At 45.6% G+C, this 17,532-nt stretch carries 18 protein-coding genes and 1 tRNA gene; 8 read left to right on the top strand and 11 right to left on the bottom strand.

What is annotated here, in order from left to right:
- Nucleotides 1-155 precede the first annotated feature (155 nt).
- Nucleotides 156-590, top strand: coding sequence for an MOSC domain-containing protein (locus Q7J41_RS07075; protein ID WP_304886575.1), 435 nt, complete (start codon nucleotides 156-158; stop codon nucleotides 588-590).
- Between the two features lie 89 nt (nucleotides 591-679).
- Here Q7J41_RS07075 and Q7J41_RS07070 read toward each other — a convergent pair whose 3' ends face one another.
- Entirely contained in the window at nucleotides 680-2,872 is a 2,193-nt protein-coding gene (locus Q7J41_RS07070) for a heavy metal translocating P-type ATPase (protein ID WP_304886573.1), read from the bottom strand.
- 24 nt (nucleotides 2,873-2,896) lie between these two features.
- Nucleotides 2,897-3,208, bottom strand: a complete 312-nt coding sequence (locus tag Q7J41_RS07065) for a metalloregulator ArsR/SmtB family transcription factor (RefSeq protein ID WP_304886570.1) — start codon at nucleotides 3,206-3,208, stop codon at nucleotides 2,897-2,899.
- A gap of 193 nt (nucleotides 3,209-3,401) precedes the next feature.
- On the opposite strand from Q7J41_RS07065, the gene Q7J41_RS07060 reads away from it, so the two are divergent.
- Together Q7J41_RS07060 and Q7J41_RS07055 are read left to right on the top strand one after the other, a co-directional pair.
- Nucleotides 3,402-4,559 (top strand): uroporphyrinogen decarboxylase family protein, encoded by a 1,158-nt coding sequence (locus Q7J41_RS07060; protein ID WP_304886569.1) that lies wholly within the window; start codon nucleotides 3,402-3,404, stop codon nucleotides 4,557-4,559.
- An 11-nt stretch (nucleotides 4,560-4,570) separates the two neighbouring features.
- Nucleotides 4,571-4,723 (top strand): hypothetical protein, encoded by a 153-nt coding sequence (locus tag Q7J41_RS07055; RefSeq protein ID WP_304886567.1) that lies wholly within the window; start codon nucleotides 4,571-4,573, stop codon nucleotides 4,721-4,723.
- Between the two features lie 93 nt (nucleotides 4,724-4,816).
- Here Q7J41_RS07055 and Q7J41_RS07050 read toward each other — a convergent pair whose 3' ends face one another.
- Nucleotides 4,817-5,644, bottom strand: coding sequence for a deoxyribonuclease IV (locus Q7J41_RS07050; RefSeq protein WP_304886565.1), 828 nt, complete (start codon nucleotides 5,642-5,644; stop codon nucleotides 4,817-4,819).
- Nucleotides 5,645-5,827: 183 nt separating this feature from the next.
- Between Q7J41_RS07050 and Q7J41_RS07045 the strand changes: the two genes are divergently transcribed.
- A complete protein-coding gene (locus tag Q7J41_RS07045) occupies nucleotides 5,828-6,355 on the top strand; it encodes an HdeD family acid-resistance protein (protein WP_304886564.1) in 528 nt (175 codons plus the stop codon).
- Between the two features lie 36 nt (nucleotides 6,356-6,391).
- Here Q7J41_RS07045 and Q7J41_RS07040 read toward each other — a convergent pair whose 3' ends face one another.
- Nucleotides 6,392-7,195 carry a ZIP family metal transporter gene (locus tag Q7J41_RS07040; protein WP_304886562.1) on the bottom strand — a complete coding sequence of 268 codons (804 nt, stop codon included), beginning with the start codon at nucleotides 7,193-7,195 and terminating at the stop codon, nucleotides 6,392-6,394.
- 218 nt (nucleotides 7,196-7,413) lie between these two features.
- Here Q7J41_RS07040 and Q7J41_RS07035 point away from each other — a divergent pair, with 218 nt between their 5' ends.
- A complete protein-coding gene (locus tag Q7J41_RS07035; protein ID WP_304886560.1) occupies nucleotides 7,414-7,698 on the top strand; it encodes a hypothetical protein in 285 nt (94 codons plus the stop codon).
- Nucleotides 7,699-7,850: 152 nt separating this feature from the next.
- Here Q7J41_RS07035 and Q7J41_RS07030 read toward each other — a convergent pair whose 3' ends face one another.
- Both Q7J41_RS07030 and Q7J41_RS07025 read right to left on the bottom strand, forming a co-directional pair.
- A complete protein-coding gene (locus Q7J41_RS07030) occupies nucleotides 7,851-8,948 on the bottom strand; it encodes a 6-phosphofructokinase (protein ID WP_304886558.1) in 1,098 nt (365 codons plus the stop codon).
- A 277-nt stretch (nucleotides 8,949-9,225) separates the two neighbouring features.
- Nucleotides 9,226-10,023 (bottom strand): hypothetical protein, encoded by a 798-nt coding sequence (locus Q7J41_RS07025; RefSeq protein WP_304886556.1) that lies wholly within the window; start codon nucleotides 10,021-10,023, stop codon nucleotides 9,226-9,228.
- A gap of 276 nt (nucleotides 10,024-10,299) precedes the next feature.
- Between Q7J41_RS07025 and Q7J41_RS07020 the strand changes: the two genes are divergently transcribed.
- Nucleotides 10,300-11,079 carry a hypothetical protein gene (locus tag Q7J41_RS07020; protein WP_304886554.1) on the top strand — a complete coding sequence of 260 codons (780 nt, stop codon included), beginning with the start codon at nucleotides 10,300-10,302 and terminating at the stop codon, nucleotides 11,077-11,079.
- A gap of 153 nt (nucleotides 11,080-11,232) precedes the next feature.
- Here Q7J41_RS07020 and Q7J41_RS07015 read toward each other — a convergent pair whose 3' ends face one another.
- The 3 genes from Q7J41_RS07015 to Q7J41_RS07005 all read right to left on the bottom strand — a co-directional run bounded on the left by Q7J41_RS07015 (nucleotide 11,233) and on the right by Q7J41_RS07005 (nucleotide 13,297).
- Nucleotides 11,233-12,249, bottom strand: a complete 1,017-nt coding sequence (locus tag Q7J41_RS07015; protein WP_304886552.1) for a radical SAM protein — start codon at nucleotides 12,247-12,249, stop codon at nucleotides 11,233-11,235.
- A gap of 69 nt (nucleotides 12,250-12,318) precedes the next feature.
- Nucleotides 12,319-12,678, bottom strand: a complete 360-nt coding sequence (locus Q7J41_RS07010; protein ID WP_304886550.1) for a metalloregulator ArsR/SmtB family transcription factor — start codon at nucleotides 12,676-12,678, stop codon at nucleotides 12,319-12,321.
- Nucleotides 12,679-12,904: 226 nt separating this feature from the next.
- Nucleotides 12,905-13,297 carry an MmcQ/YjbR family DNA-binding protein gene (locus Q7J41_RS07005; protein WP_304886548.1) on the bottom strand — a complete coding sequence of 131 codons (393 nt, stop codon included), beginning with the start codon at nucleotides 13,295-13,297 and terminating at the stop codon, nucleotides 12,905-12,907.
- A 268-nt stretch (nucleotides 13,298-13,565) separates the two neighbouring features.
- On the opposite strand from Q7J41_RS07005, the gene Q7J41_RS07000 reads away from it, so the two are divergent.
- A tRNA-Val gene (locus Q7J41_RS07000) sits at nucleotides 13,566-13,641 on the top strand.
- 233 nt (nucleotides 13,642-13,874) lie between these two features.
- Here Q7J41_RS07000 and Q7J41_RS06995 read toward each other — a convergent pair.
- Nucleotides 13,875-14,579, bottom strand: coding sequence for a GntR family transcriptional regulator (locus tag Q7J41_RS06995; protein ID WP_304886546.1), 705 nt, complete (start codon nucleotides 14,577-14,579; stop codon nucleotides 13,875-13,877).
- Between the two features lie 14 nt (nucleotides 14,580-14,593).
- Complete coding sequence (locus tag Q7J41_RS06990; protein WP_304886544.1) at nucleotides 14,594-15,223, bottom strand: B12-binding domain-containing protein; 630 nt, start codon at nucleotides 15,221-15,223, stop codon at nucleotides 14,594-14,596.
- 218 nt (nucleotides 15,224-15,441) lie between these two features.
- On the opposite strand from Q7J41_RS06990, the gene Q7J41_RS06985 reads away from it, so the two are divergent.
- On the top strand, nucleotides 15,442-17,436 hold the full coding sequence (locus Q7J41_RS06985) for a fructose-1,6-bisphosphatase (protein ID WP_304886542.1): 1,995 nt from the start codon (nucleotides 15,442-15,444) through the stop codon (nucleotides 17,434-17,436).
- Nucleotides 17,437-17,532: the final 96 nt, after the last annotated feature.

Here is a 17,532-nt window from a genome sequence, read left to right as displayed (position 1 = left end):
ATTCTTCCATAGCAGAATTAATGAAAAGCATCCAAAAATTCGTGGAACAATACAACCTTACGGCTCATCCTTTTAAATGGACCTATGCAGGAGTACCATTAACAATTTAATTCACAGACATTTTTGCAATGCTGTACTAGTTAAGGAGCGAAACGATGAGCTGCGTTATTAAATTATATAAGAGCGTTGAAAAGGGCCAGACTGTCCCCCTTGAGACATCTGGTTTTTTCATTAAAGATTTTGGTATCGAAGGTGACCGCCACGGTGGCAAGGATCTGCGGCAGGTAAGTTTTTTCGGGATCGAAAGCATCCAAAAAATGGAACAACTGCACCTCTCCGGATTGTGCACCAAACGGTTTAATGAAAATGTCATTACTGAAAATATCGAGCTCTACAAACTTCCGGTCGGAAGTCTGTTGAAAATTGGCGACACGGTCCAAAAAATTACCCAAGTTGGCAAAAAGTGCTTTGGCTGTGAGATTACCGATAGCCAGCAAATCTGTCCGCTGGCACACGAAGTCGTCTTTACCGCCGTCATTAACGGTGGTCTCGTCAAAATTGGCGATACTATTGAACGATTAGATCTGTAACCCTGATTAAAATGAGCGCAAAAAATTCAGAGCGGTAAAATTTCGTGAAATTTTACCGCTCTGTTTATATTATTATATAAAATGCTTAATTACCTTCTTTTCTGCCAGAAGCCCCGGTAGCGCAGGATCCGGGTGGTATTTAGGATAGTCAAAATAGCGGCGCCGACGTCGGCAAAAATCGCCAGATACATTTCACCCATGCCAAAGAAGGTCATGGTCAGGACCGTGATCTTTATCCCCAATGCCAGAACAATATTCTGAATCATGATCCGTCGGGTATACTTGGCAATATCCACTGATTTGACAATGTCCATGGGGTCATCTTTCATCAGAATGATATCGGCAGCCTCAATGGCCGCATCTGAACCCAGAGCGCCCATGGCGATGCCGGCATCGGCCATGGCCAGCACCGGGGCATCATTCATGCCGTCGCCGACAAAGATCGTTTTTCCATCCTTATTATCCAGCTTTATTTTTTCAAAGGCAGCCACCTTATCCTGGGGCAAGCAATCCCCCCGCACTTCATCCAGCTGCAGCTGCTTACCGATCTGGTTGGCGACCTGTGAATTATCGCCGCTGAGCATCACTGTTTTTCTGACCCCCAGTTTCTTTAACTGTTGCAGGGCAGCGAAGGCACTTTCTTTAACCATGTCCCCCAGCACCAGGTATCCGGCCAGTTGATTATCGATGGCGAGATACACAATCGTGCCCGCTTCGTTATTTTCGGCCACCCCAATCTGATGATCCTGCAGCAAACTCTTATTTCCGGCTAGAATCACCTGGTCGTCAACTTCGACCCGGGTTCCTTTGCCGGGAATTTCGGCGTAATTTTTCAACCGGTTTTCGTCCACATCCTGCCGGGCATAAGCGGTGATCGCCTTACCAATGGGATGGTTGGAATAGTGTTCCCCGGCAGCCGCCGCTGCTAACAGCTCGACTTCGCTAAACCCGGTTGCTGGTACGGTTTTGATGACCTTGAATTCACCCTGGGTCAGGGTACCGGTTTTGTCAAAAACAAAGACATTACTCTGATAAAGAACATCCAGATAATTTCCGCCTTTAATCAGCACCCCTTCCTTGGAAGCCCGGCCAATACCGCCGAAATAACTGATCGGTATCGATAACACCAGGGCACAGGGGCAGGAGACCACCAGGAAGATCAGACTCTGGTAAAACCAGGTTTCCCAAGACGCCCCGGGAATCAGCAGCGGCGGAATAATGGCCATGGCAATGGCTGAAAATACCACAATAGGGGTATAGTAATGCGAAAACTTGGTGATGAACTTCTCAGTTTTGCCTTTTTTATCGCTGGCTTCTTCAATCAGATGCATAATTTTCATGGCGGTAGAGTTTTCATAGTCTTTGGTAACCAGCACCTTCAGCACCGCATTGCCGTTAATCATCCCACTGAGGATTTCATCCCCCTTTTCAACTTTGCGGGGATAAGATTCCCCGGTCAGCGGAGAGGTGTCCAAATGGGAAAGCCCTTGCAGGATGACCCCATCGGCAGGGATTTTTTCGCCGGGTTTGATCACCAGCACATCGCCCACCTTAACCAGTTTGGCATCAATAACAACCTCGCCTTCGGGGCCAACCCGATTGGCGGTGATGGCATTGAAACTGATGGTTTCGGCAATCGAGCGGCGGGCATTGTCGACGGCCCGATCCTGGAAATATTCACCGATCCCAAAAAAGATCATGACTCCCGCAGCTTCCGGCCATTCGGTTAAGACCAGAGCGCCAAAGGTGGCGATGGTCATCAGGAAATTTTCGTCAAAGATTTGACCCTGACCAATATTTCGAAAAGCCAGTAAAATAACCCGATACCCAGCCAGTAAATAAGCGCCCAGGAAAACGCCAATGGTGATCACTTCCAGATTGGCCGGAAGCAATGCCTGGAAAACAAAACCCAGCATAAATAATCCAATCGCCGTAATCAGCTCAAGCTTCTGCCGTTTATCCATATCTCCCAGGGCCTGCCCGTGTTCATGGGGCGCCAGGGCCGCATGATCATCATCCGAATGACCTTCACAACCGCAGGGTTCTGCTGCAGCCGATCGTTTCCGGTTTTTCGAAACGACCACATGGGGTTCCAGGGAATGAACCAGTTTGACGATCGCATCATAGGTTTCTTCCTGAGCAAATCCCTCCCCTTCGTCAATCACCAGTGACCCAGTGGCCAGGGACAGACTAGCCGCTCTGACATTCGGCATTTTGCCAACCAGTTTTTCAATTTTCCCGGCACAATTGGCACAGTTGAGTCCTTCTAAAAATACTTTCATGCTGATAACCTCTTTTCGCTACACCTAGTGATGACTTAAATGGGTGATCGTCAATAGGACAATCACTTCCACATGGGCATCGTCCAGGTGATAAAATTTCATTTGACCTTCTTTTCGGTAACTGATGATCCGTTTATCTTTCAAGATCCGTAGTTGATGGGACACCGCCGTTCGGCTGACATCCACCAGATTGACAATATCATTCACACACAACTCACCATTTTCAAACAGTGCAGAAACAATTTTTATTCGGGTGGGATCGCCCAGCACCTTAAAAAATTCGGCCACCTCAAATAAGGTTTCTTCGGTATGATCGTTTTTCAAAACTTTATCCATCGCTTCTCCTTAATATGTGAACACTTGCTCACATATTAACATCATGATAGCACATTCTTTTTCCGGAATCAAGCACTATTTTCAAGCACCATTTTAGACTCAATAAATATTGACAATTGTCAAGAATAATGATAATTTGAACATATGTAATATTTAAAATGATTTCTATATTAAAGGATAAAGGTCAATATAAATGAGTGATGCCAAAAGATTATTGGATGAGCGATTGATCCGTATTGAAAAAGCAGTTAATCTGGAAAAACCAGACCGGATCCCAATTTTTGCCTTAAACGGCCCCGAGGTGGCTGTGGATTATTGCGGCCGTCACCTCAAATCGGCCACCTGGGATCTGGAGATTGTCAGAGAATGTCTGCCCATTTATTATCAGGACATGAAGGTAGATGCCGCTACTTCAGCCTTTTTACGATGTCCGGGGCTGTATACGGCCATCGGATCCCAGAATTTTGTTCCTAATAAGGATGGCTTTATGCAGCATCCTGAGGTTTGCGGCATGCTAGCCAGCGAGTATGAAGAACTGATTAAGGATCCCTTCAAGACCCTGGTGGATAAGGTCCTGCCCCGGCAATACAAGGCTTTTGATCAGCCCGGCGGGTTGGGCGGACTTAACCTGGCCAAAGGCGCACTCAGTTATATGCGCAATTCCCGAATCCTTCAGGAAATTGACGTCCACTGCAGTGCCTCGGTGGGAGTCCCGATTATTTCTGATAATATGATTGAAGCCCCTTTTGATTTTCTGGCCGATCAGCTCCGCAGTTTTATGGGGATCTCAGTGGATATGCATCGCTGTCCCGAGCTGGTCGAGCAGGCCTGCGAGGCGCTGTTTCCGCTGCTGCTGCGGTGGGGGGTTACCAGCTATACCGGGCCACCCAAAAAAATCCCGGCCATCTTTATGCCTCTGCATATGCCGTCATTTTTAAACCCCAAACAGTTTGAACGTTTTTACTGGCCAACCTTTTCCCGACTGGTCAACACCCTTACCGGTATGGGCTACACGGTGGCCTTGTTTATTGAAGGCAACTGGTCCAAATTATACGATTATCTGGGCAGCCTGAACCCCAATGTGGTAGGCATTTTTGAATACGGCGAAATGAAGACAATTAAGGAAAAGGTGGGCAAGACCATGTGCATCATGGGCAACTATCCCATTGAGGCCCTGAAATCCCACTCCACTGAACAATGCATTGATATTGCCAAAAAAATGATCGCGGAAGGGGCTCCCGGAGGCGGCTATATTTTTACCACCGGCAAATCCATTCTGCGGGGTAAAGGCCTGGATCTGGAAAAACTCCAGGCGGTTCATCAGTATGTAATCGATCACGGAAAATATTAGCGAGGTGTTTTATGGAAACCATCAAATCTGAATATCTGGACTACTTTGAAAGCTATGCCGCCCGCCATCCGGAATTAACTGAAGAAGATGCGGCCATTATGGCAGATCCCTGGGATGTCAATGAAGATATGCTGTTGGGCTATGTGCTATCGTTATTGATTTAGGAATTTGTCTTGTGTTTAAATACGGCATAAAAAAAGCAGCGATGGGTGCGCCATCGCTGCTTTTTTTTATTACGATATACAATTTCGGGTTGTTCAAAAAGAACGGAGTAATTCAATTTCTTTTTGATAAGCCAGGGGATCTTCCTGGGGCGTTTCCAGAAAAAAAGGCAAGTCTTTCAACTGCGGATGGGTCACAATCTGCTTAAACGTTTCAATTCCCAGCGTCCCCAAGCCAATTTTTTGATGGCGGTCTTTATTGCAGTTAAAGGGCATCATACTGTCGTTTAAATGCAGGCATTTCAAGTAATCCAGGCCAATGATCCGATCAAATTCTGCCAACACCCCATCCAGATTTTCCACCACATCATATCCCGCAGAATAAACATGACAAGTATCCAGACAAACCCCCATTTTATCAGGCAACGCCACCTGATCAATGATCATTTTCAATTCTTCAAAACATCTGCCAATTTCGGTTCCTTTTCCGGACATGGTTTCCAGCACCACCGTGGCTTTCTGTTCGGCCCACATTTCTTCGTTGAGAATCTGGACAATCCCGGCAATGCCCTTTTCCACCCCCTGGCCGGTGTGACTACCGGGATGAAAATTATAGAGTTCACAGGGCAGTTCCTCCAACCGTAACAGGTCTTCTTTAAAAACCATCCGGGCAAATTCCCGGGTTTCCGGTTTGGCCGAACACATATTAAGGGTATAGGGGGCATGGGCCAACAGCGGCCCAAACCCCTGCGTATCGATAATCTGCCGGAGTCCGGCTACATCTTTGGGGTCAAGGGCTTTGGCCTTTCCGCCACGGGGGTTGCGGGTAAAAAATTGAAAGGTATTGGCTTCAATTTTTACCGCTTCTTCACCAGCTTTTTTAAATCCACCAGCGATTGACAGGTGGGGTCCAATCATTAACATTTTTTCTCTCCTTTTATTTTTATTGCCATTTAATATCTTTTCAAGAACCTAAATTTCCTATTTATTTTTTGATCATTCTCAAAATTCTACATTTCTTATAATTAGCTTGATAATTTTTTTGAAATATTATAAAATATACTTGATCTAAATTACCCTGAAATTTATTTTTGAAAGGAACAAAAGATGAATGATTTTCTAAAAATGTCCAAAACCTTGGGGATTGTTGTTGCCATCATAATGGTCATCCTCGGCAGTCTGATCTTTTTTGCGCCAATGTTTGCAGCTCAAATGATTATGTGGTTTTTTATTGCCGGTCTGATAATTTACGGTGTTTTTCACATCATTGTTTTTGCCAAAAGCGAAATCAAAAATGGCTGGAGTCTGACTTCCGGTATCATGGCTGTCTTACTGGGGGTTCTGCTGATCTTCTCAGATCCATTGTCCCGGGCCAGCACCTTGGCGTTTATGCTCGCTTTCATTGCCCTGTCGACCGGAATGAACCAGATTGCCGCTTCCTCGGTGATGAAAAAGCAGGGTGCGACCGGAACCGGTTGGCTGTTAGCTTCAGGAATCATCAACATATTTTTATCTATTTTCCTGATTTTCAACCCCTTTGTCATGCTTCTGGGTTTCGGCATCATTGCCGGAGTTTACATGATTTTTGGCGGCATCGCCCTCTTTGCTGAAAGCATGTCCACCCATATCCAATAAGTTAAAGGATGTCTCGAGGAGACATCCTTATTTTTTTTATCCCAGGGCAACATCGAGAATCATCATCAGGGTAAAACCGAACATCACGCCGATGGTGGCAATATCCCCTTCATGACCCAATCGGGCTTCGGGAATCAGTTCTTCCGCGACTACATAAATCATGGCCCCGGCAGCAAATGCCAGCGCAAAGGGCAGCATCGGCGCAATAAAGACCACCGCAGCGGCCCCAAGCACCGCTGCAACAGGCTCTACCATCCCGGAAAACTGACCAATGAAAAAGGCCTTGCGTCGGCTCATGTTTTCCCGTCGCAGCGGGATCGACACCGCCGCCCCTTCGGGAAAATTCTGAAGCCCGATTCCCACTGCCAGAGATACGGCCCCGGCCAGGGTCATCGCTGGGGAACCGGAAGCCAGTCCGCCAAAGGCGACTCCCACCGCTAAACCTTCGGGAATATTATGGAAGGTGATTGCTAGAACCAGCAGCACACTCCGTTGCCAGGAGGTTTTGATCCCCTCCCGATGATTGGTGCCCTGATGAACATGGGGGAGAATCTTATCCACCAGCCATAAAAAAAAGCCCCCACCCAGAAAACCCAGGGATACTATCACATAAGCCGGCATTTCGCCGCCTTCGGCCATCTCGATGGCGGGGGCTAGCAGCGACCAGAAGCTGGCGGCGATCATGACCCCGGCGGCAAAACCTAGCATAGCATTTAACACCTTGATGTTAATTTCCTTAAAAAAGAATACCAATGATGCCCCCAGGGCGGTGACAAGCCAGGTAAACAGTCCGGCAAATAAGGCCAGCAAAACCGGCGGAAACGCTAATAAAAATTCCATTTACTTCTACACTTCCTTTCGATGCTATTACAAATTCAAACCATTCTAATTTATTATCAGTATACTATAAAAGAGATCAAAAAATCCATTCTTTTTAAAACCATTCATCTAAATTACGTGTTGGTTTTGTAAATAAACCTTGTTTATTTTACGCCCCACTCCTATAATTAATTTATCAGCCCGATGCGGCTGAAATAACGCCGAAGAAGGTAATAACTATGAAGAAAAGTGAACTAATTACAGTCTTTAACACGGTCCAGGAAAATTTTGAAGATGCCATCACCGAAGAATTTTTTCTTCAACGTCTGAAACCTTATGCTGATGAAGATGGCTTTGTCGATTACCACAAACTGGCAATGTTCGCCTATAATGAATCCCTGGCCTCTGCCAAAGGTTTCTTTTTTGAAGTGCTTTCGGAAATTTTCGTAGACGATGACGATGTGATCCTCGAAGGCGAACTTGAAGAAGCCAGTGACAAATCCCCTGAAGTTACCCCGGAATAGAGGAAAATCAATCCTTTTTTTAACCCTTATCCACTTTTGGTTTAATCACAATAACTTCCTTAAATGGCCAGCCAGAAAAATTTTTCTGACTGGCCATTTTTTTAAAACTGGAAACACGATAAAGTGAAGGCATTCAGATGGAAATCGCGGTGCTATTCACCGAAGGAAACACCCAGACTTTTGGCTACCTGGATCAGTTCGGAATCGACATCCACCTGTTTATTTTTACCGATCACCGCTTCCAGCGGGGCATCGGTCATCTTGCCATCCTGGAGTGCCACCATACTTCCAAACTTGCCCTGGGCAATCAGTTCCACCGCCGCCACCCCATAACGGGTTGATAAAAGCCGGTCATAAGCCGAGGTAATCCCACCCCGCTGAAGATGACCCAATACCGTATTTCTGATTTCATGATCGGAAATTCTGCCTTCCAGGGCCAGGGCCAGCTTATTGCCGATGCCCCCAAGCCGGACCGGATCCGGGGAATCGCTAACGATTTTCGAAACCGTCAGCTCGCCGCCCTTTTCCATGGCGCCTTCGGATACCACAATAATGCTGAAGGGCAGACCCCGCTGGCTGCGCTCATTCATCTTTGCGACAATGGCATCTAGCGAAAAGGGAATTTCCGGAATCAAAATAACGTCGGCAGAACCGGCAATCCCGGCGTGCAGGGCAATCCAGCCGGCGTTTCGGCCCATCACTTCGAGAATCATAATCCGATGGTGGGATTCAGCCGTGGTATGGAGTTTGTCCAGCGCATCCACGACCACATCCACCGCCGAATTAAAGCCAAAGGTGACATCGGTTTTGGACAGGTCATTATCGATGGTTTTGGGTACCCCGATGACATTGACCCCTTTGCGGGCAAAATCTCTGGCGCTGGTCAGGGTACCGTCGCCGCCCAGCACCACCAGCACATCCACGCCTTCTTTTTTCATGTTGGCCACGGCCACATCCGAGACATCCTTTTTAACGCACTGGCCATTTTCTTCCACCTGATAGTCAAAGAGGTTATCTTTGTTTGAGCTGTAAAGGATGGTCCCCCCTTTGTGGAGGATTCCCGAAACACTATGGGCGTCCAGTTTGATAAAGTCGTTGTTGTACAGCCCCCGGTACCCGAACTTGTAGCCAATCACCTCGTAACCGTAGTTGGCAATGGCGGCTTTGGTCACCGCCCGGATCACAGCATTCAGACCGGGACAATCGCCGCCGCCTGTTAAAATTCCGATTTTTTTAACCTTATTATTCATCGATTCTCTCCATTTCTTATGCAATTGCGTTTAGAACTGCCAGGGCCTGGTTGGCTTTGGACTGATGCCACCAAACCCAGATTATTGTTTCCTGGGATCTTTATGCAACTCTAAATTGGCATTAGTCCCTTCGATTGTTATCGTCTCATACTGGTATTATATGCGAGCAACCGCCAAATTACAAAGACTATTGGGAGTAAATATCGCTTTTTTATCATCCTGTTAACTAAAAAACCATCCACTGATGAAACGGATGGTTTTTTGGTTAACGGTAAATTTAGTGAGCAAAGATTCTGCCAATCAGGCTGATGACATAGGTAATCAGTGAAAAAATGACGGCAATCATTAAAAATGAGGTCATCAGAATATTGTATTTCAGCACATCAACAGTCAGAATGGACTGGGACAGACCGATGGCATTGAGGATCAGCAGGATCAGAAAGATGAAGATCAGACCTTTGAAGGCGCCTTTGATGTCTGCCGGACTCAAGGAAATATGGGAGGAAATACAAATAGCCAGAAACAAAAACAGATAAAAGCTGATGTTCCGGAAATTATCCCAGGCAAAAATTAGCTTCAGGAGTTCCAGATAAGCGGTGAATATTCCGTTAAATGAGGCCATGCTCAGTGTTTCCACTGCCATGGCCTGGGTCAACACAGCCATGAAGCTTTCCAGCACCTGGGGCATCAGCAGCCCCATCAGGGCCATAATCACCAGCAGCCCACCAAAAATCGGAGCAATGCCAATAAAGAAATTTCCCACCTGATGGTAAATGTTTTTAGCGTTATAAGCATGATTCACGTAACCCATCACCCCATCGCGATCGGGCCGCTGAAACAATTTGATGTCGGTAATTTTATGGCCAAAGATCAGAGCAGTCAGGGCGTGGCTGAGCTCGTGAATGGGGGTGCCGATCACCCCAGTCACCATGATGGCGTTTCGGCCCAAACTTTTCTGAAAATTACGGTTGGACTGGGTTTCCAGCACACCCAGAAGCAAGCCGGCGAGGATGATGGCCCCGGTAAAATAAAGAGTTTCCAGACCGCTTTTAACAAATAGATCAATGATAAACATAGTCATTCCTTTTTTACGTTATTTTTCTGCTGTCGTCACCGCTAAGCAGTGTGACTCCATGTTTGCCATTATAACTAAATAATATTTAGAATTTCATTAAATTGATGGTTCCTTGTTTGCTGCGATTTTTATTTTTTCTGTGATTATCCCCTTCTTCCTGGGGTACACATTAAGATAGAAAAAACAAATTCAGGGCTCGCAACAGACGACCCCACTGTACTCTTGGAATTTACGGCAAACCCTTGCAGGAATGAAAGAAAGGACAGGTCAGTCAAAATGAAAAAAACTAAATGGTTACTTGTGATTTTTGTTGTATTATCGGTATTCATGCTTGCCGGTTGCAGCGGCAGCAATGATTCGGACAAATCTGATGAAAGCCAAACCGGGGCCGAAAAATCTGCCACTCTGGATGAAAATCTAAGCGGCGCGGCGCTGTTGAGCAGCCTGAATTTCAGTTACCCGAATTCCCTCAAAATGACCACCACAACCTCTGTCGCGGGCAGCTTCGATACCACCTCCACCACCTATACCAAAAATGATAACTTCCGGATGGAAATGGAAATGCCGGATGTTGGCAAACAGATTACCATTTACAATGCCGCTGAAGGGATGACCTATCAATATACCGAAGGCCAGACCACCGGTTTTTCTTTTAAAGATCAGGAAACGACCACCGATCTGGGTGATCTGAACCTGGATGAAGGGGTCACCAGTATCGATGATATCGCCGACGTTTTTCCCGAAAACGTGGTCGCCCGGGTGGAAACCCTGAATGGCGAAAAAGTGATCTATATCGAAACCAGTGAAAATGACGGGCAAAATGGCACCATCGATACGCGGATGTGGTTTTCAACCAGATATGGTGTCCCGCTGAAAACTGAGATTCTCAGTAATGGTACCCTGACCATGAGTTCGGTGGTTACCGATATTTCCGACGGCGACATTGCTGACAGCCAGTTTACCCCACCATCCAACGTTGTGTTCACTGATTATTCTTCTATGAATATGGATGATCTCAGCAATCTCACCGATATCACTGATATCCCCGAACCCTGATCGGATCCGGATAAGCTAAATGCAAATAGAAGGCCTGAGTTGCTCAGGCCTTCTATTTGCGTATTTTTTGATGACACTATTCGGGCGTCTGCTGCCCGTGTTTTTCACAACAAACTATGATTTGAACTGATGCTATTCTCAACCAGCTAACCATCAGGGGCAACGAATAAAATTCCGAACCCATAGGCAGTCAGAGCAGGAGGGAGTATTGAAATAACAGTCATATTTGGTATCTTCCACCAGGCTGCAGCCACCCCGGAGATCACAGTCAATACAAGAAGGATACTGATTGTTATAGACAGTGTTCCAGAAGTTCTGATAATCCTTGCCTTCAATAATCGCTTTTAGGGGTTTTTCTTTGACGTTGCCAAAAGAATGTTTGAGTACTCTTTTTTTATCACCAAAAACATATTCATCATAACTATTGGCCAGCCGATAACAAGACATCACCTCGCCGCCGGCATCCACATAGATATAGCCCTTGTCGATAAAGGCGCAGCGCCGCTCGGTTTTCAACTCCATATCGGGAATATTGATCTTGATGTCCCGGTAGGTAAAAATTTTTTCCAGATAGGCCTTGCCTTCGGGATTTTCATAGCGGTTGTAAAAAACATCGTCCGCATCTTTCTCATTAATCGGCAGCAGATGGGACAGCGACAACCGGTGAAAGCCATAGTGCCGCATCATTTTCATAATATCAAAAAGGGCTTCCGAATTACTTTTAGTGAGCACATAGGCAATCCCAACTTTGGGAGTGGGAGAATGGGTCTGCTTATGATAATCGGATATGATTTCAAAGGTTTTGATCAGCTGATCCTTAACCCCCTGGGAGTCTTCATGATATTGATCGGCCGAAAAATAAACCTCGGTAAATTTTTCGCAAACCAGTTTTGCCATTTCTTCAGACATGATCCCGTTGCTGGTCATAAACAGATCGTAGTCAGCAAACATTTCAACAGCTTCCTTAAAATAAGGATAGACTGTCGGTTCCCCGATCCCACCGAAAAAAACTTCCTTAACGGTTGGGAAGGCTTTGATCTGCTCCCTAATGGATTTAAGCAATTCCAGATCCATATCCCCTTCAACCGTATCCCAGGTATGCCGAAAACACATTTCACAATCCAGATTACACCGGTTTGTGAGTTCAATATAAATTCGTTTAAGCTCCATGTTCTTCCTCGCTTTTATTAACAACAGCTGGCCATTGGGCAGGGTTTAACTGTTTTTTGCCGATTTCTTTTAGCCGATTAAGGCGGTAATCTGATGGCAGGTCAATTCGCTGGTCTTATAATTTCCCAGTTTATTTAATTCGTCCACGAGAAAATCTTCCCGTTTCAATTCAGTTTCAAAGATTGCGGTGATAAAAGGATGTGCTGTTAAAACTGCCTGATTAATTTTATAATAAGCAAATTTATTCTCCCGGCGGTTTTCCAGAAACCCGGCATCACTCATTAACCGGAGGTGTTTTGATAAATTGGATTGAGAAATCCCCAGTAGGTATTCCAACTCACACACGCAAAGCTCCTGGACATAAAGCAGATTCAGAATTCGCAAACGATTGTTATCCGACAAAATCTTAAGTATTTCTATGACGGTCATTTATTATCCCCCTTTATACATATGATTTAATAATCATATGTATCGATATTCATATAATATATCTTACTTCGGACTTTGTCAACACTTTATTTTGACCGGCGCTACCGCTGCAGAGGTCGCCTTTCGTCAGAGTGAATTCATCGTCTCTTCTTATGCAGGGGATTTTCTTTCAAAAACTTGTTCTCGCTGGGCCGACTCCTAGTCTCGTCACTAATATCTGATCCCATTATTCTCCCGCAACGTGAATACTATCCTCAATCTCGCGCTGTTTCTTTTTGGACAATTTTATAAATACAGTGTGATGCGCCAATTGAATGCAATCAACCAGCACCTTCTCCGGTACTTCACCGTCAAGCTTAATCGAATTCCAATGCTGTTTGTTCATATAATATCCGGGAATAATATCCGAATACCGGGAACGGAGAATTTCACCATCGCCAATGGGCAACTTGACGGTCAACAATGAGTCTCCTTCTTTATTTTCACCACGCATGGCAAACATCGTCTCTCCAACAAAATATCGGACCGCATCCCATTCCTGTTTAAAATCCCGGGATGTTCCTGGCATTGGTTCAATTGTTTTATCAATCAGTTCATCCCATTTTTCACACGGTTTCATCTTCGTTCTCCTTCTCTTTGCAGATTATTAATTGTTACTCGACCCTGTCATAATCCCTGATGATGGACATTGTATAACACTGTTCTTTTATTATACACTTCTCTATCTAAAAACACTATTCGAAGTCTAAATTTTTCGCCACGCTTATTCAGTATATTCACTTTTCTTAACAAATTTCAGCGGTTTGCCCCAAAAACTTCCCTAACAGTTTTTAAAAAAGACTTTACTTTTTGCAAAGATTCATGTAAAATGATCAAGCAGTAAAAGTGATCTCGTAGCTCAGCTGGCAGAGCACTACCTTGACATGGTAGGGGTCGATGGTTCAAGTCCATTCGGGATCACCATATATAAGATAACAAAGCCATTTGCAGATTTAATGCAAATGGCTTTTATTTTATTTTAACCGAAATTCAACCGATTAAAACAGCATTTCTATTTTTCATAAAAAAATCCCCGGGTTCGGCACCTCCCATCTCGATGGGAGGCTTACTGCCAGGGAGCTGTTAATGCTATTATTATCAGTTTTATCTTCCTTTGAATTTTTATCTGCGCCTGATAAAATTTTAGGATGTTGTTTTTAAAAGGTAGTTTCCGCTGTCAGGGTAAAGTAATTACGCTTGATATAAAACTCATTGTAACTGATGGGCATGTTGTCTTCCATCGAGATAATATTCTGTGATACCAGAAAACAACAGTCATCATGATCAATGTCCAGGTTTTCCCGGACCTCCAGTGGCGGATGGACAATATCGATGTTGAGAATTTTTTTATGCTGAAACTGGAGTTTTCCCTTTTCCATAAAGCCATGAAAATTGGCAAAGTTTATCACATCTTCCACAATCGGGTTGCCCTTCTGGTAGGGTAAAAAGATGGTTGAATACTGAATAACTTCATCTTTGATTTTTGTCGCCTTCTGAATTTTAATCACCTTTTCAAAAGAACCGATTTTAAGTTCCCGCATCAATTTCCGCCCCGGGGTAATGACCCCCACGCTGACCAGCTTGACCTCTTCAACCTCACCTTTTAGGCTATCGATTTCGTCAAAATAAAACTGATATTGGTTAGCCGAGGGTTCGCAGACATAATTCCCCTTGCCGGGAATGGTGTAAATGTATTTTTCATTGACCAGCAGTGCCAGACTCTTGCGCAGGGTGGTCCGACTGACGTCAAACTGCTCAGACATTTCATTTTCTGAAGGCAGCAGATCCCCAGGCTTTAGGATGCCCTTTTCGATTTTTCCTTTGATGTCATTGACGATATCAAGATATAGAATTTTTCTCATTCTCCATCACCCATTCATTGCAAAAGCCATTGCTTGCAGATATTAACCCCTTGGATGGCATCGCTGGAGTAGTCATCGGCTCCCACATATTTTGCATAGTCCGTTCCCGCCAGGGCGCCCCCCAGAATGATTTTCACCTCGTCCCGGAGTCCCTGGGCAACGATTTCATCGATGACTTCTTTGATGTTTTCCACCACCGATGTGAGAATTCCGCTGATTCCCAGGATCGCCGGTTTTTCTTTGCGAATAACTTCGATAAACCGTTCGGTGGAGACATCGGTACCCATATCGATAACCTCAAACCCTTCAGCCCGAAGCATGCTGATAAAGATGTTCTTGCCGACATCGTGGATATCGTCAAAAACTGTGCCAACCGCGATCTTGCCCAGGCTTCTGCCGTCGATCAGTTGGGTGCTGTCCATGCCCATCATGCTCAGCAGATTGGATACCAGTTCCCCGGCCATAATCAGGTCGGCAATGTAATATTCCCCTTCTTCATAGCGGACTGCCACCCGCTGTAGGGCAAAATTAAGCTGATTTGCGATGTCTTTTTTGTCTTTTCCTGTTTCAAGTTCTGCCGCCACCAGTGCCATTGCCCGTTTTTCGTCAATTGCTTCAACCGCAGCAATAATTTTTGTCTCCATCTATTCCACCTGTTCGTTTTAAACTAAGATTTTGTAGTAAATCGCCCGGTTTTTTCCGGGTCAGGTTTGTTTGCTCATGCTTTTCATTTTATCACGGAATCATGCTTTTGTCTTTAGCTGGTCCAGATATTTTTTAATGGCTTTTTAATGCTTTCAAGTGTATAATCAGGACGAAAACATTTGCATTTATGATTCGAATTTTAAAGATAGAGGTCGATATGAACGGTTATACAAAAACGCAACTTCAAGAAAATCAGAAATACCTGGAACTCCTTTCGCAAAGCTTTCCCAATATTACCAGCGCCGTCGGCGAGGTGGTCAATCTGAAAGCGATTCTGAATCTCCCCAAGGGAACTGAGCATTTTCTCACTGACATACACGGTGAACACGAAGCCTTCAACCATGTCATGCAAAACGCTTCCGGAGCTATTAAACGCAAGGTCCACCAAGAACTGGGAAACACCATTGCCTTTGAAGAACTGGAAGAGTTATCCACTCTTATTTACTATCCCGAAGAAAAAATAGATCTGATAAAAAAGGAACGGAGCCGGGAATCCCTGGACAACTGGTACAAGCTGACTATTTACCGCCTCGTGAAGGTCTGCCGTGCCGCAGCCTCAAAATACACCCGTTCCAAGGTCCGCAAAGCCTTACCCAAAGACTTTGCCTACATTATGGAAGAGTTGCTGCAGGAGGATGAACACCGCTTTAACAAACGGGAATACTATCAGGAGATCATTGAAAGCCTGGTTAAACTGGAGCGAGCGCAACACTTTATTGTGGAGATTTCCGGGGTTATCAAACGGCTGACCATTGATCACCTGCATATCATTGGTGATGTCTATGACCGGGGTGCCGGACCCGATGAGGTCATGGATACCCTGATGCGCCATCATTCTCTGGACATGCAGTGGGGCAACCACGATATTCTCTGGATGGGCGCCGCTGCCGGCAATGCCGCCTGCATTGCCAATGCCGTCCGAATTGCCCTGCGTTACGCCAACATGGATGTGCTGGAAAACGGCTATGGTATCAATCTGCTACCCCTGGCTTCCTTTGCCAACCGGGAATACAGCAACGATCCCTGCACCAAATTTGCCCCGAAAATTTCTGACAGTCATACCGTCTCCGACCAGGAAACCGCCCTGATGGCCAAGATGCACAAAGCCATTGCGATGATCCAGTTCAAGTTGGAAGAATGCATGATCGACCAGCACCCTGAGTATAATATGTCCAAGCGACAGCTGCTGCGCCGAATTGATTTTGACAACGGTACGGTGAATGTCGAGGGGGTTGTTTACCAGCTTAACGACACCAACTTCCCAACCCTGGATCCGGCCGACCCCTGTGTCCTGACCGAGGAAGAAAGGCTGGTAATGGATCGCCTGGTTTACGCTTTTCTGCACAGCGAAAAGCTGCAAAAACATATCCGTTTTATGTATGCCAAAGGTAGCATGTACAAGGTCTTCAATGACAACCTGCTCTTTCATGCCTGCGTGTTGATAAACGACGATGGCAGTTTTAAGGAAAAAGAAATCGCCGGAAAAACCTACGCCGGAAAAAACCTGATGGATAAGTTCGACCAGATGGCCCGGGAAGCCTATTTCGGTAAAAGCGACATCGAGGAAAACCCCACCCAAACCGATTTTCTCTGGTTCCTGTGGTGCCATGAAGATTCACCCCTGTTCGGCAAAGACAAAATGGCCACCTTTGAGCGTTATTTCATTGATGACAAAACACCCCATAAAGAGTACCATGCGCCATTTTATCTGCTGATCGACGATGATGAAGAGCTGGCCCGTAAAATTCTGGTGGAATTCGGGGTTGACCCTGACCAGGGCCACCTGATCAACGGCCACATTCCGGTTAAAGCCACCTCCGGGGAAAGCCCGATCCGGGCCAAAGGAAAACAGCTGGTCATCGACGGCGGCTTTGCCCGGGCTTATCAGAAAACTACCGGTATTGCCGGTTACACCCTGACCTACAATTCCTACGGACTGATTCTGATCAGCCACGACCCCTTTGAATCGGTAGAAAAGGCTATTTCCGATGGGGTTGACATCAAGTCCACCCTGATGGTAGTAGAAAAAACCACCGAGCGAAAAAGGGTTCGGGACACCGATACCGGCAAAGCCATCATGACCCAGGTGGAAGACCTGGAAATGCTGATCACTGCCTACCGTAAAGGTCTGATCAAGGAAAAACAATATTAAAACTAACTGCAATAAAACCCTCGCTGAAAATCAGCGAGGGTTTTATGATTATATCGATTCATTGTTTGGAGGAAGAACTGCAGAACCAATCCTTCT

Origin of the sequence: Acetobacterium sp. (assembly GCF_030652775.1) — a bacterium.
Taxonomy (GTDB): domain Bacteria; phylum Bacillota; class Clostridia; order Eubacteriales; family Eubacteriaceae; genus Acetobacterium.
Note: the sequence above shows the minus strand (reverse complement) of the source record. Positions and strands in the feature narration are given on the sequence as shown.

What these genes read in the sequence shown, in the direction of transcription:
- Q7J41_RS07005 (WP_304886548.1), bottom strand. Translation starts at nt 13,297, where the DNA reads ATGAAACCGTGTGAAAAATGGGATGAACTGATTGATAAAACAATTGAA.
- Q7J41_RS06985 (WP_304886542.1), top strand. Translation starts at nt 15,442, where the DNA reads ATGAACGGTTATACAAAAACGCAACTTCAAGAAAATCAGAAATACCTG.
- Q7J41_RS07040 (WP_304886562.1), bottom strand. Translation starts at nt 7,195, where the DNA reads ATGGAATTTTTATTAGCGTTTCCGCCGGTTTTGCTGGCCTTATTTGCC.
- Q7J41_RS07070 (WP_304886573.1), bottom strand. Translation starts at nt 2,872, where the DNA reads ATGAAAGTATTTTTAGAAGGACTCAACTGTGCCAATTGTGCCGGGAAA.
- Q7J41_RS07010 (WP_304886550.1), bottom strand. Translation starts at nt 12,678, where the DNA reads ATGACCGTCATAGAAATACTTAAGATTTTGTCGGATAACAATCGTTTG.
- Q7J41_RS06995 (WP_304886546.1), bottom strand. Translation starts at nt 14,579, where the DNA reads ATGAGAAAAATTCTATATCTTGATATCGTCAATGACATCAAAGGAAAA.
- Q7J41_RS07020 (WP_304886554.1), top strand. Translation starts at nt 10,300, where the DNA reads ATGAAAAAAACTAAATGGTTACTTGTGATTTTTGTTGTATTATCGGTA.
- Q7J41_RS07065 (WP_304886570.1), bottom strand. Translation starts at nt 3,208, where the DNA reads ATGGATAAAGTTTTGAAAAACGATCATACCGAAGAAACCTTATTTGAG.
- Q7J41_RS07045 (WP_304886564.1), top strand. Translation starts at nt 5,828, where the DNA reads ATGAATGATTTTCTAAAAATGTCCAAAACCTTGGGGATTGTTGTTGCC.
- Q7J41_RS07060 (WP_304886569.1), top strand. Translation starts at nt 3,402, where the DNA reads ATGAGTGATGCCAAAAGATTATTGGATGAGCGATTGATCCGTATTGAA.
- Q7J41_RS07055 (WP_304886567.1), top strand. Translation starts at nt 4,571, where the DNA reads ATGGAAACCATCAAATCTGAATATCTGGACTACTTTGAAAGCTATGCC.
- Q7J41_RS07050 (WP_304886565.1), bottom strand. Translation starts at nt 5,644, where the DNA reads ATGTTAATGATTGGACCCCACCTGTCAATCGCTGGTGGATTTAAAAAA.
- Q7J41_RS07025 (WP_304886556.1), bottom strand. Translation starts at nt 10,023, where the DNA reads ATGTTTATCATTGATCTATTTGTTAAAAGCGGTCTGGAAACTCTTTAT.
- Q7J41_RS07015 (WP_304886552.1), bottom strand. Translation starts at nt 12,249, where the DNA reads ATGGAGCTTAAACGAATTTATATTGAACTCACAAACCGGTGTAATCTG.
- Q7J41_RS06990 (WP_304886544.1), bottom strand. Translation starts at nt 15,223, where the DNA reads ATGGAGACAAAAATTATTGCTGCGGTTGAAGCAATTGACGAAAAACGG.
- Q7J41_RS07035 (WP_304886560.1), top strand. Translation starts at nt 7,414, where the DNA reads ATGAAGAAAAGTGAACTAATTACAGTCTTTAACACGGTCCAGGAAAAT.
- Q7J41_RS07030 (WP_304886558.1), bottom strand. Translation starts at nt 8,948, where the DNA reads ATGAATAATAAGGTTAAAAAAATCGGAATTTTAACAGGCGGCGGCGAT.
- Q7J41_RS07075 (WP_304886575.1), top strand. Translation starts at nt 156, where the DNA reads ATGAGCTGCGTTATTAAATTATATAAGAGCGTTGAAAAGGGCCAGACT.